A 13,306-nucleotide genomic window follows, 5' to 3' on the forward strand; every position below is an offset into this window, starting at 1 on the left:
TGACTTAAGATTACAAATTGTGAATGTTTTCAGGAGGTTGGTGCATGGCGGCGTGTCCCGCGGGGCTGGCCGGGCGGGGCGAACGGAACGCTGTCTTTTCAGTCCGTGGGCTGCGTATCGTCAGATGGCAGCGGCACGGGGGAAGCGGCGATCAGGGCGGCGGCTTTTGCGGTGTCGGCGGTGGCGAGCGCGCGCACGGCGCGCATGACCGCATAATAGCCCCGCACATGGGGGCTGGTGGCATGAAGGGCGGGGGAACTCACCGCAGAGGCAAATCCGGTATCGGGGGACTGCCAGCCGGGGCCATAGCTTTCGGCAAGATACCGGCCGGGGTCAGAGGGGATGGTCCAGTCCTGCCCGCCATAGCGGGCGGAGCGCAGGTCAAACGCATTGAAGCGCCACTGAATGTCCCCGGGCATGTGTGTGAAGCCTGTGAGGAGATGGGGCCCGGATCTGTCATGCACGAAGATGTCCACGCCGATGCCCCGGTGCATCAGACCGAAATAGCGGTCACCCGGCCTTGCGATCCGGGGAAGGAGGATACCAGGGGCTGTCCTCAGGATGCCGGCAATGTCGGGGCCGCCATCGGGAGTTCGAAAAACACCGATATCGATGTCGCGGTCATGAGGGAGGGGGCCGCCATTGCGGTGGAATCCGAGCAGGGTGCCGGCGATGAGGAAACTCTCCACACCCGCATTGGCGAGCAGCGACCGTATTTCGATCAGGACGTCTGTGGCGCGGTCGGGGATGAAAGGTGAGAAAGAGGCGTCCGGGTGCGGTGTCGCCGTGAAATGGCGGTAGAGACGGGCGGCTTCCGTGAGGGCGGCGGCGTGATCCCCGGCATGGTAAAGGCTGCGCGCCCGGGCGCGCAGCAGGGCAGGATCACTTTGCTGCGCCGCGGGGTGGCCGGCAAGGATCTGTACCGCCGTTGCGGGTGTGCGCGCTTCGATCAGCGCAGTGGCGAGGTCTGCCAACCGTGCTGGGGGCACTTCTTCCGCCTGGCAGGTAAGCCGGACCGCATCGGCGGCGCCTTCGATGGCATGGACGCGTTCATCCTCATAGGGCGTGATGTCAGCGATGGAGCGCCAGGCGCGCCAGGCATGAGGATCGGACGCGACCGCGCGCCGGAACGCGTCCAGCGCGCCGGGCGTGTCGCCCGCGGCATGCAGGCAGAGGCCACGGCCGTGGAGCGCAGAGGTATGCGCAGGATGCGCCTGCAGCACGCTCTCAAAGGCGGCGAGGGCAGGTTCGGTGTCCCCTGTGCGCAGGAGCGCGGCTGCCAGGGTGAGCTTGATTGCCGGGTCGCCGGGATGGGCGGTCTCCAGCCGCCTCAGGACGGGCAGGGCGAGATCGGCGCGGCCATTGCGCAGCCAGGTGAGGCTGCGCCGGAGATGGCGCTGGTGCGCCTGGCTGCCGGAGATATCCTGCGTCATCCTGCCGATGTCCTGCCTGTCTCTTCTGGTGAAAATGTATTTCTATCGAAAATAGAATCAAAAATCCAGTCAGGAGGTCGCGGGGGGCGGGCCGGAGCGGCTATTGCGGCGCTATATTGGGCAGCGGAGCAAAATAATTGCGGCATGGCTTTACGAATTGCCCCGGCTCGGGTGTCTCACAGATCATGGAGATATGCGCGCAGGGCCAGGTCAGGTGAGTAAGGATGATCCGGTCCTGCCCGTCAGCGGGGGCGCGCCAGCGGGCGTGTCGCCTTACCTGCGCGATCTTTATGGCCGGTATGCGCGCGAACTGCGCGCCTTCGTGCGCCGGAAGGTCGGAGACGGCCCGCCAGAGCCCGACGACGTCGTGCAGCAATGCTTCGAGAATTTTGCCGGGCTGAAGAGGCCCGAAGCGGTCGATAATCCGAGGGCCTTTCTCTACCGCACCGCCACCAACCTCATCATCAACCATTTCCGGCGCGCGGTGCGCGTCCGCCATCACGACGTGCTTGAGCGCAACCTGGTGCACGCCCTCGGGGACCGCGACGAGTTCAGCCCGGAGATCGCGCTTCTCGACAAGGAGCGCTTCGCCCAGGTGGCAACCGCCGTGGCCGGGTTGCCCCGCCGGCGGCGGCGCTTCCTGCTGCTCCACCGGGTCGAAGGGCTCAGCTATACCGAAATCGCAAGACGCAGCGGTGTCTCTGAAGGCACGGTCCGGCGGGACGTCGAACTCGCCGTCATCGCCTGCGGCCGAGCCATAGATGGGGCAGGCAGCCATGACTGAGCAGATGACAGACCTCCGCATCGATCCGTCCCCGGCTGAACGGGAAGCCGCCCGCTGGCTGATGCTGCTGGCCGAACGCCGGCTGGACCCGGCCGAAGCTGCCCGGTTTGAAGCCTGGCTCGGGGCGGGTCCTGATCATGAGGCGGCGTTCCGGCGGCTGGAAGCGGCCTGGTGTAACCTGCCGCATATGAGCGGGGTCCCCGAACTCGACGCCCTGATGCGCCCTTCGCTCTATGAACGCGTGGCTGGCGGCTTCTACAGTCTGACGGCACGTCTGACGCGCCGCCGCAGGGCAGGCGGGCTGATGGGGGGTGCCCTGGCGCTGGCGGCCGCGTGCCTCTGCTTCGCGCTGCTGGCGCCGCAGGCAGACGGGCCGCTCCCGCCGCAGGCCCCCGATTACACCACCCAGATCGCCGAGCTGCGCGATCTCATCCTGGAGGATGGCAGCCGGGTCACGCTGGGCGCCGCGTCCGCCCTCGATGTCGTGTTCACGCCGGGGGAGCGCCGGGTTGTGCTCAGCCGGGGAGAGGCTTTCTTTGAAGTTACGAAAGATGCCGGCCGGCCCTTCATTGTTGAAACCCCGGACGCCGTGGTACGGGTGCTCGGTACCCGGTTTGATGTGCGCCTTGGCTCTGAACGGGTGCGGGTGGCGGTCTCCGAAGGGAAGGTTGAGGTCCTTCAGCCACTGGTCCCGTCAGCGCCCCTGAAGGATGAGGATGTCCGGCATGTCCTGCTCGCCGGCCAGTCCGTGGTCACGGCAAAGGCGGGCAAGGTGGAGCCTGTCCTGCCGGTGGAGGCAGCGGAAGTCGCGGCCTGGCGGGACGGGCAGCTGGTCTATGTGGATGCGCCGCTGAGCGAGATCATTGCCGATATCAACCGCTACAGCCGGAGTGAAATCGTGCTCGCCGATCCGGCGCTGGGAGAGATCCGCTACACGGCCGCCTTCAATGCCGCTGAGGCCGGGAGCATGCTGGGCATGATCCGGGCATCGCTTTCGCTGGAAGAAATTCATGAGGGTGGACGGATCATTCTCAAGGCACCTTAGACACCTCGCGTCGGCGGGGCGTGTCCCAGAACCGGGAATATTTTCAGATGCACTTACGAATTCCGGCCAGCCGGGTGTCTCACTTCAGGAAGGCGGGGCATGACCATCAGCGGTCAGATCGCTCTGATGCCTTCTTTCTGCCGGGCCATGTGAGGGGCAATCCATGCATCTGAAGAGAAACTCTGTTAACGGACGATCCGGCCTGCTGGCGGCGGTCTCCGTCCTCGCTGTCCTGGCCTGCCAGTCGCCGCCCGCAATGGCCGAGACCGGCCCCGCCCGTGAGGTTGTCACGTTCAGTATTCCGGAACAGCCCCTCTCCCAGGCAATTGCCGAATTTTCCCGCCAGTCGCGTATCAACGTCCTGGTGCCCTCTTCGGTCACGGCAGGCCGCACCTCGCGCGCTGTGACCGGCGAGATGACGCCGGACGCAGCGCTCGAAGCGCTTCTGGAAGGGAGTACGCTCCAGATCCGCCGGCAGAAGGATGGTGCCTATCTCGTCAGCCAGGTGCAGGAGGCGCGGGAGGAGGCGCGGCCCTTTCAGCTGGATCGCGCGCCGGCTGCAGCAGATGAGGGGGGCGGACGCAGGACCACCTCCGACGTGAATGACGAACGCAGGCTGGAGCAGATCACCGTGACCGGCACGAACATTCGCGGAATAGCGCCTGACAGTTCGCCGGCAAAGATTTTTACACGCGATGATATCCTCGTGACCGGCGCCTCGACCGCCCAGGACTTCGTCCGGACCCTGCCGGCCAACTTCGGTGGCGGATCGAATGCGGGCCAGGCGGGGCTTCCAAATGATACGAATGCCGGTTTTAACAGCGGCATGAGCGGGTCGCTGGGGTCCAGCGTCAACCTCAGGGGGCTCGGCTCAGACGCAACCCTCGTCCTGCTGAACGGACATCGCCTGGCGCCATCGTCCGGCATCGGCGATTTCGTCGATATTTCCATGATCCCTGCCTCGGCCATCGAGCGGGTTGAGGTGCTGACCGACGGGGCGTCCTCCATCTATGGCGGCGACGCGGTCGCCGGGGTCGTCAATTTCGTCCTGAGAGAGGATTTTGACGGACTGGAAGCCTCGCTGCGCCACGGATCGGTGACCCGTGGCAGTTTCGACGAGACAAGAGCGAGCCTGACGGCGGGCCGCGCCTGGGGATCGGGCAACGGTATGCTCGTCTATGAATATTTCAGCCAGTCCAATCTCAGCTCTGCCGACCGGACGTTTTCCAGAAGCGCGCCCCAGCCGAACGACCTGATGCCGAGCCAGGAACGTCAGAGCATCCTGGCCTCTGTGCGCCAGGATCTGACGCCGGACCTGGAAGCCTATCTGGATGTATTCTATTCTGCCCGTGAAGCCGAGCAGCTCTTTGCCCGCACCAGCGGGGCGCTCAACTGGTCGCAGCCCTCATCGGAGAATCTCAACCTTGCGGCCGGCGGCACCTGGACCATCGGCGACTGGTATCTCGATGCCTCGGGAACCTATAGTGAGCTGAGCAGTGAGCCCAATGATCTGGGGACCTTCCCTTCGGCCTCCAAAGTGGACTCCTCCATCTGGTCGGGCGACATCAAGGGGTCCGGCAGCCTCTTTTCCCTGCCGGGCGGCGAGGTCAAGCTCGCGGTCGGCGCCCATTACAGATCCGAGGATTTTTCCAATTTCCGGACGAGCACGAATACGCAGCTGCGCAAGGCAGGCCGGGACGTTTATGCCGCCTATGCAGAGGCCTTCATTCCGCTGATCGGCGAAGCCAACGCGCTGCCGGGGATCCGCCGGCTGGAACTCAATCTCTCCGGACGGGTCGAGGACTACAGCGATTTCGGGTCAACCGCAGACCCCAAGGCCGGTATCCTCTGGGCGCCGGCAGAGAACCTAAAACTGCGCGGTTCCTACAGCACCTCCTTCAACCCGCCCCCGCTCGGCCGGGTCGGGGCGGCCGACAGATTTGTCAACGTCTCAAATATGGCAACCTGGAACGCGGCTTACGGCCTGACACCCGGCGATCCCTCGATTGCAAACGGGGTTGTCCTGATCCTCGGCGGCACGGGCACGGACCTGCGCCCGGAAACCTCCGAAGCCCTGACCCTGGGCGCCGACTATACCGTCTCCCGAGGCCCCCATCAGCTGGCGCTGACACCGACCTATTTTGATATCCGGTTCGACGGGCGCCTCAGCAGCACCCCGATCCCGGACGGGCGGGTCTTCGTCGATGCGCCCAACATCGCCTTCCTGTCACCCGGCCTCCTGCCAGCCGGTACGGTGACGTTCAATCCGACGGCTGATGAGATCAGGGCGCTGCTTGCCACGCTCAACGGCGCCACGCCGGTCATCGGCGCGATCGATCCCTATCAGGCCACGATCATCAACCGCGCCCTGGAGGTCAGGAACCTGGCGCGCACACGGGTCAGCGGTCTGGATCTGTCGGCCGATTACAGTTTCCAGGCCGATAAGGGCACATTCGTTCTGGGGGCGGATGTCACCTATCTGACCGGGTTCGAACAGCAGGGCGCCGCCACGACGCCTGCAGTCGATCAGGTCAATACGCTCTACAATCCGGTGGACCTGAAGGTCCGGGGACGGATCGGTTATGCCAGCGGCGGCCTGCAGGCGAACCTGTTTGTCAATTACACCGACGCCTACCGGATTGATAATGCGCCGGGCTCGGCCCGGATAGATGCTTGGACGACGGCCGATCTGACCCTGTCCTATGAGCTCGAAGAGGCCATATCGGCTGCGCTGGCACGGGGCCTTACCCTCCGCCTGTCGGTCACCAACCTCTTCGACAGCGAGCCCCCCCAGGTTCCGAGCGCGCCCGATTACGGCATCTTCGGCTATGACGCGACCAATGCCTCACCGATTGGCCGCTTCGTGTCGGTGGAAGTCAGCAAATCCTTCTGAACGGGCTGGCGCCGAAAGATGACCGGCGCGCCTGAACTTTCTTCTCCGGACAGGGAAACCCGATGATGCGCCTGAGCTTGCAGACGTTCCTCCTACCTTGCCTGCTTCTCTGGTCTGCGGGTCTGCCGGCGTCCGGAGAGGTGCCGCGTCCCTTGCCGCTTGAGACCCTTTACGGCGCCGTCAGCCTGGATGATCCCTTGGCGCGGGTGTTTGAGCTTTCCCCGGACGGCGCGCATCTCGCCTTCACGGCGCGGGAACGGGGCGAGGCAGGCGGGGATGCCTCGGGCGCCAGCCGGTTTGCCGATGGCGGCACGCCGATGACCGCGCTGGGGCGCCGTCTTTATCTGACTGACCGGGACGGGCGCAGGTCAATCCGGCTCTGCGCCGCCGAACTCGGAGCTGCCAATGCCTGGCGGCCTTCCTGGTCGCCGGACAGCGCGCGGCTCGCTTTCTATTCAGATGCCGGCGGCGCGCCGCAGCTCTGGCTCTATGATGTCGGGGCAGGCCGGTGCGCGCGGGTTGCGGACCTGCCCGTCCGCGCGCGGCTCTGGGGCGGGGACGAGCCCCAATGGTCGCCGGACGGGCGGGAAGTGTTTGTGCCGCTGCGCCCGGAGGGCCTTATGCCGCCGGCAGAGGCAGTGCGCGCTTCGGCGGCCCTGATTGAAGGAGCGGTGGTGGAGGTTTTCTGTGGCGGCAGCGAGAAGTCAGTGCCCGGAGCAGCGTGTACCGGCATGCGCCAGGAGGCCGATGAGGGTCAGTCTTCGAATGCCCATTACATCTGGGAAAACAGTTCGGATCTGGCGGCCATCGATATCGGCTCCGGAATGTCCCGCATCCTTGTTCCGGCTTCAGCCGGGCCCCGCCCGGGAATTGCCCGCCTGTCGCCGTCCGGCAAATGGCTGACCTATCTGTCAGTGTATTATCCGGGCCCCGGCCGGCAGGGTCTCTCCCATGATCTGGCTTATGTTCCCGTCTCGGGGGGAAAGCCCGTCCTCCTGGCGGGCGCCCTGAAAGTGCCGCCGCGGGATTTCTACAGAGGCACCTATCGCTGGAGCCCCGTGGACGACACGCTGGCCTGGTTGACCCCGGGCGGGGTCAGCGTGGTGCGGTTCGGGGACAAGGGTCCCTCGGCGCCAAGGCTGCTGGGCGGGACCGCCGGCGAGGTCGGGACGTCGCTGATTGCCTTCACGCCTGACGGGCGGTCCGTGGTTGTCGCAGCCCGGCCGGAAGGACGGCCCGCCGCATTGCCCGAAATGCTGGCTCTGGTCCCGGTCGATGGCGGCGCGCCGCAATTTGTCGAGCCCGGAGACGGGATCCGCATCGATGAACCGATAGGCCCCCGGCACGGGCAGCCGGGATCGTTTCCGGGCGGCGCCCTCCGGTTCCGCGGAAGCGATATACGCTCAGGCGAAGCGCTTATCCTCGAACTGGCGCAAGGGGCTGCAGAGCTGCGCACCGTCTGGCGCGGCGCAGCGCAGATTGGGTCCGTTGCAGGCGGGCGGGAAGGCGAGATCTTTGCGACCTTCTCTGACACGCAGACTCCCCCGGATGTCGTGAGATTTGCGCCGGACCTGCAGGCCAGGCAGCCCGTGACGGCGGTCAATCCCGGTCTCGCGGGTATCGATCCCGGAACCACCTTCGTGTTTGAAACTGCCGTGCCAACCCATGACGGGGGCAGAAAGCAGGTCAGGACCATGGTTCGCCTGCCAGCGGGAATGTCTCCCGGAGACCGGCCGCCGGCAATCGTCTTCATCTATCCGAATGCTGACTATAGCGCGGAAGGCATGGGGTTCGGTCTCAGCGGAAATCCCCTGCCGGCCGCTGCCTTCACGACGCGCGGCTATGCGGTGATCTATCCGTTCGTGGAAACCGGGCCGGGCGGGGAAGCGGGCAACGCGCTTCAGGAGATCGTCGACACTCTCCTGCCTCAGCTCTACCGGGCCGGGGATCTAGGTTACGTGGATATTGACCGGCTTGCCATTACCGGAACCTCTTTCGGGGGGTATTCCACGGCGGGTGTCATCTCGCGGACGAACCTGTTCCGCGCCGCGATTGCCATCAACGGGATCTATGACCTCGGGGGAAATTATGGAGCGCTCGGCCGCAGAGGCGGAGATGATATGCAGGCGGACTGGACCGAAAACACCCAGCCGCGGATCGGTCCGGGCGCCTGGTCTGACATCGCGCGCCTGATCGAAAACTCTCCCTACTACCACGCCCGGAAGATACACACACCGCTGCTGCTGCTTCAGGGCCGCAATGATGTATTCCTGACCGAGGCGCAGAAACTGTTCGTCGTGCTGCGCCGGCTCGGCGCGCCCGTGCAGCTGGCCGTTTACGAAGGGTCTGGCCATGCCATGGCAGACTGGCCGAAACGTCAGGCCGTGGACGGGACGCTTCGGGCGATAGAATTTCTGGACCGGTATCTCAGATAGCGTGACGGGCGGCCGGCCCGGCGAAGGTCTCATAGTGCCTTGCCGGAATAAACCGATCCTCCTGTCAGGAAGACGCCTGAGAAACGGGCATTTTCCAGATATTCCGGAATTTCGGGAATATTTTTGCAAGGGGTTTGATTTCCGCTCCGGAGCCCGCTTTCCTGCCCGGCAAGAGGCAAAAACGGGCCCGCGACCCAGGCGGGTGGCGGCCTGGACTTGCCGCGCCGTCCGGTCGGCTGTCTGGTCGCCGCATGTCACAGGAGCGTCCCATCAGGTTCCGGCTTGGGAAGATCGAACGTCAGTCTGCCACCGATCTTTCCGGAGAGGCGGGGCTGGACGAGATTTACCGCGCTTATTTTCAGCCGCTGTCTGCAGCTATTGCCAGAACCTTTGGGCAAGGGCCACCGGAGCCCGAAGAGATCGTCCAGGCGGCTTTTCTGAAGTTCATGCGGATGGAGGATCGCGCCCGGGTCGAGAATGCGCGGGCTTTCCTGTTTGCCAGCGCCCGTAACATCATGCTCGATCACAAGCGCCGGTCGCGGCGAACCGAAGCCTATGTCGCAGAGCAGCTGGCTTATGATCCCGACTTCCAGCTTGAAGAGATTTCACCGGAACGTGTCCTGGAAGCCAAGGACCGGCTTGACGTGCTTACAGAGGCGCTGAAGGCACTGCCTTACAAGCAGCAGGTTGTTCTGACCCTCAACCGCCTGCATGGGAAAACCTATGCCGAGATCATTGAGGCAACCGGCTGGTCGCTCGGGGATATCAGCCGCAGCCTCAACGCAGGCAAAGCGGCACTGATGGAGGCGCTGGAGCAGAGCGAGCGGGAAGGATCGGGCCGGCGGCGCGGGAGGAGCGAGCCATGAGCAATGAGCGCGTCGCGCGGCAAGCGCGCGAATGGCACACTCTGATGAATTCCGGTGTCGCAGATGAAGCGACCCGGCAGGCATTCGAAGGCTGGCTCCACGCCGACAGGGCCAACAAGCAGGCTTATTTTGACCTCGAGCAGATGTGGCGGGATCTCGATTTTGCCGCTGTATCGGCCGAAGTCGATGTCGCCGGCGCGCTTCAGGAAGCCGCCCGGCCGCGTCGCTGGACATATTCCGGGAGGCGTGCCGTCGCCGTCCTGGCTGGCAGCGCGGGTCTCTGCCTGGCGGCGCTGGCCCTGTTCCTGGGAGGCGTCCCGCACGCTCCGGCAGGTCAGCCCCCTGCAACCCTCTCCGTTGAGGTGCCTGACTATGCCACCGCTGTTGCCGAGGTCCGGGAGGTCCTTCTCGAAGATGGCACACGCGTCACGCTGGGGCCGAAATCGGAGATGAATGTCACTTTCACCTCCGACAGCCGCAATGTCATCCTGCTGGCCGGGGAAGCTTTCTTCGAAGTGACAGCAGATCCGCAACGGCCCTTTTTTGTCTCTGCCGATGATACGCTGGTAAGGGTGGTCGGCACCAAGTTCGATGTCAAAAGAGCGCCGGGCGACGTGCATGTGTCGGTGCTGGAAGGGGTGGTGGATGTGATGAAGCCGCGCGCCCTTGAGCCCGACAGGGTGCGTCAGACCGGGGCCGTGGAAACCAAGCGCCTGGTCGCCGGACAGAAGATTATTGCTGCTGCCAGCCTTCCCGCGGTCAAAGAGATCGAGCAGGCCCAGCCGGGTGCCTGGCGTTCCGGGCGGCTGGCCTATGAAGATGCGAGCCTTTCTGAAATCATCGCCGATCTCAACCGCTATTCTGACCGTCCGATCCGGATCGCTGGGGGCGGGGTTGCGGAGGTTCGCCTGACAACGGCCTTCCGCTCCTCGGAAATTGAAGCCTGGCTCGACGTCCTCGCCCGGTCGCAGGGCCTTACCCTGGAAGATCAGGGCAAGGAAGGTCTTCTGATTCGGCCTCTGCGGTGACAGCGCGCGAAGATCCGCTGGCCTGGAACAGGAAATCTGCAGGTTTTTGAAATTTTTTTGGAAATTGCCATCGCTTCCCGCGTCAACGGAGCAGGAAGGGAACGAAGCCGGATGCGCGGCTGCGTTGCCGCTTCAACAGATGTCTTTGCGGGGAAGTTTTTTCATGAAGTGCAAGTCCATATTCAGCCGGGCCAGCCTGGCAAGCGCAGTATCATTCCTGGCGCTGTCCGTGTCAGGAACTGCAGCGGGCGAACCAGAACCAGAGCCGGTTGCCATCACGATTGAAGCCCAGCCGCTCTCCAAGGCGCTGCTGGATCTCAACCGGCAGACCGGCGTGATCATCATCGTCAGCCAGGAGCTGGTCTCGGGCAAGACCGCCCCTGCTATCGCCGGTACCATGACGCCTGAAGCCGCCCTGGGCAGGCTGCTGGCAGGGACGGGGCTCCGGTTTGATCCCGTGGGCGAGGGAGCCTACTCTGTATCGCTGACGACGGCGGAGGTGGAAGGCGATGCCACCTTTCAACTGGCTGAGCTGGATCCGGGCCGTTCTGGGTCTTTAGGCAAGCAGGATGAAACAGCGCCAGAGTACCGTCTCAAGCAAATATCTGTAACGGGGACCCGCCTTCGGGGCGTGGAAAATGATACGGCGCCAGGGATTTCTGTTGATCGGGCGGAGATTGATCAGTCAGGTTATTCAACCACGCGCGATCTGTTCATTTCTCTGCCCCAGAATTTTTCCGGTGGGCCCGCCGGAGCGGGTGAGGACGGGCCTTTTGCGACAGCAGCCGGCGTCACCAACTGGACGGGCGCGACGGGTGTCAATCTGCGTGGTCTGGGCAGCTCTTCCACTCTGGTCCTGCTTGATGGACGCCGGATGGCCCCGTCTCAGTTCGGGCAGACAGTTGACGTCTCCCTCATCCCCCTGTCGGCCGTCAGCCGGGTTGATGTGCTTACAGAGGGATCTTCAGCAATCTATGGATCAGATGCGATCGGAGGGGTCGTGAATATAATCATGCGCGACGACCTTGACGGAGGCGAGGCTGGCGTTCGCTTCGGAGCAGCAGATCAGGGCGGGCGAAGTGAGCGCGCCGTACATGCGAGCCTCGGCAAGATATGGTCCTCGGGCCGGGCGCTCGCTGCTCTGCAGTTTCAGGAGTTTGACGCCCTGGATAGCCGGGATCGCAAAGCTACGGAAAACGTTCCCGCGCCAAGCCAGATATTTCCGGACCTGGAAACCTTTTCAACGGTTCTGTCCATTGAGCAGGATGTGTTTTCTGGGGCGCGCGCTTTCGGAAGCGCGCTGTATACGGACAAAAACTATACGCGCATTCATCGCAATTCAAGCCTCAGCTGGGACACCGAATCTTCCACTGAAAACTATAGCGCGACCGCAGGCTTGGTATTCGACATAGGCGGTGCGTGGCAGGCGACACCCAGCGTTCAGTACGGCCGCGACACCGCCAAGATGTCAGCACTCGAGACAAGGCTGACCACGGGTGTGACGTCCCTCGTCACTCAGGATCTCACATTTGAGTCAAGAGGCGCGGACCTGGTTCTGGAAGGGCCACTTTTCAGCCTGCCAGGCGGAGAGGTGCGCGCAGCGCTTGGGGCATCCTACCGGGATGACAAATTCCATCAGTTGTCCTGGAGAAACAGTCTGCCCAACTTCAACCGAAGGGGTAACATACGGACGAAAGCCGCCTTTGGCGAGATCTATCTTCCGCTCGTCGGGGCGCAAAACCACCTCCCGGGTGTCCAGGCGCTCGATCTGTCTCTGGCGTACAGGTATGACGAATATGCCCAATACGGAAGCACAGGCAATCCGCGGCTGGGAATATTATGGCAGCCGGTGAACGCTCTCCGGCTTCGCGCTTCCTACAGCGAGTCATTCCGCGCGCCGAACACCAATGAGCAGCTGCAGTCGACGATCGGAAATGCGGCCTTCTTCTACGCCGTTGCTGATCCCTCAGGTGCCGGAACAGCGCCCGTCCTGATCCTGCAGGGCTCGCGTCCGCTCAGGCCGGAAACGGCAACTTCATTGTCCATCGGCGGTGACTGGGACACGCCGGTCGATGGGCTGAGTGTGTCTTTCAACCACTACAGAATCGACTATACGGACCGGATTACGCAGCTTCCCCTGTCCAATACAGTGCTGACACAGGCCGACATCTACGGATCGGCGATCAGTCCGCTCGCTGATGATGCCACTGCGCGCGCAGCGGCAGATGAGTATATTGCGCTTGGCTACAGCTTTTTCGACCTTCTGGGTACCGGGGGAGCCGGCGTCCGCTACCTTGTTGACCTGCGGATGACAAATGCGGCCAGTGTCGAACAAAGCGGCTATGATTTCGGTCTGACCCAGCGCGTTGACCTGGCTGGGGGAGATCTCTCCCTGCAGATGAATGCCAGCTATATAGATAAGATTGATACTAGGTACATGACAGGTGGGGCCTCTACCGATTTGCTCGGGACAACTGGATATCCGACGGACTGGCGTCTTCGGGCCGGGGCTGGCTGGAGCGGCGAAACAGTATCGGTCAGCGGCGCACTGAATTACTTCAGTGACTATACGAACAATACCATACTGGTGCCCGAGCCCGTTGACGCATGGGCGACGGTCGACCTGACCGCGCGTTTGCAGCTCCGCCGTCTGATGGGACATCGCGCTGGAAACGCCGAGCTGGGCCTGAGCGTTTCGAACCTCTTTGATGAACGCCCGCCCTATGTTGAGGCGGCCCTGCCAGGTGGCGTTAGCTACGATCCCGCAAACGCATCCCCCATCGGCCGGTTTGTGGCTCTGGAACTGCGGACGTCGTGGTGAT

The 13,306-nt window shown here is 63.6% G+C and carries 8 protein-coding genes; 7 read left to right on the forward strand and 1 reads right to left on the reverse strand.

Annotation, left to right across the window (positions count from 1 at the left end):
* Window positions 1-98: 98 nt before the first annotated feature.
* Complete coding sequence (locus tag BBF93_RS06680) at window positions 99-1,433, reverse strand: lipopolysaccharide assembly protein LapB (RefSeq protein ID WP_114105397.1); 1,335 nt, start codon at window positions 1,431-1,433, stop codon at window positions 99-101.
* 193 nt (window positions 1,434-1,626) lie between these two features.
* Between BBF93_RS06680 and BBF93_RS06685 the strand changes: the two genes are divergently transcribed.
* The 7 genes from BBF93_RS06685 (at window position 1,627) to BBF93_RS06715 (ending at window position 13,305) form a co-directional block, all read left to right on the forward strand.
* On the forward strand, window positions 1,627-2,217 hold the full coding sequence (locus tag BBF93_RS06685; RefSeq protein WP_114105398.1) for an RNA polymerase sigma factor: 591 nt from the start codon (window positions 1,627-1,629) through the stop codon (window positions 2,215-2,217).
* The gene (locus tag BBF93_RS06690; protein WP_162786448.1) at window positions 2,210-3,262 is read left to right on the forward strand and encodes a FecR family protein; all 1,053 of its coding nucleotides are present in this window, start codon (window positions 2,210-2,212) and stop codon (window positions 3,260-3,262) included. The genes BBF93_RS06685 and BBF93_RS06690 overlap by 8 nt, the downstream gene beginning before the upstream one ends.
* 163 nt (window positions 3,263-3,425) lie before the next feature.
* Window positions 3,426-6,155 carry a TonB-dependent receptor gene (locus tag BBF93_RS06695; protein WP_114105400.1) on the forward strand — a complete coding sequence of 910 codons (2,730 nt, stop codon included), beginning with the start codon at window positions 3,426-3,428 and terminating at the stop codon, window positions 6,153-6,155.
* Window positions 6,156-6,307: 152 nt separating this feature from the next.
* Window positions 6,308-8,590, forward strand: coding sequence for a prolyl oligopeptidase family serine peptidase (locus tag BBF93_RS06700; protein ID WP_162786449.1), 2,283 nt, complete (start codon window positions 6,308-6,310; stop codon window positions 8,588-8,590).
* Between the two features lie 251 nt (window positions 8,591-8,841).
* Window positions 8,842-9,456, forward strand: coding sequence for an RNA polymerase sigma factor (locus BBF93_RS06705; RefSeq protein WP_114105402.1), 615 nt, complete (start codon window positions 8,842-8,844; stop codon window positions 9,454-9,456).
* Window positions 9,453-10,484, forward strand: a complete 1,032-nt coding sequence (locus BBF93_RS06710) for a FecR domain-containing protein (RefSeq protein ID WP_114105403.1) — start codon at window positions 9,453-9,455, stop codon at window positions 10,482-10,484. The genes BBF93_RS06705 and BBF93_RS06710 overlap by 4 nt, the downstream gene beginning before the upstream one ends.
* A gap of 163 nt (window positions 10,485-10,647) precedes the next feature.
* Window positions 10,648-13,305, forward strand: coding sequence for a TonB-dependent receptor (locus BBF93_RS06715; RefSeq protein WP_162786450.1), 2,658 nt, complete (start codon window positions 10,648-10,650; stop codon window positions 13,303-13,305).
* Window position 13,306: the final 1 nt, after the last annotated feature.

It is taken from the genome of Hyphomonas sp. CACIAM 19H1 (assembly GCF_003325995.1).
Taxonomy (GTDB): Bacteria; Pseudomonadota; Alphaproteobacteria; order Caulobacterales; family Hyphomonadaceae; genus Hyphomonas; species Hyphomonas polymorpha.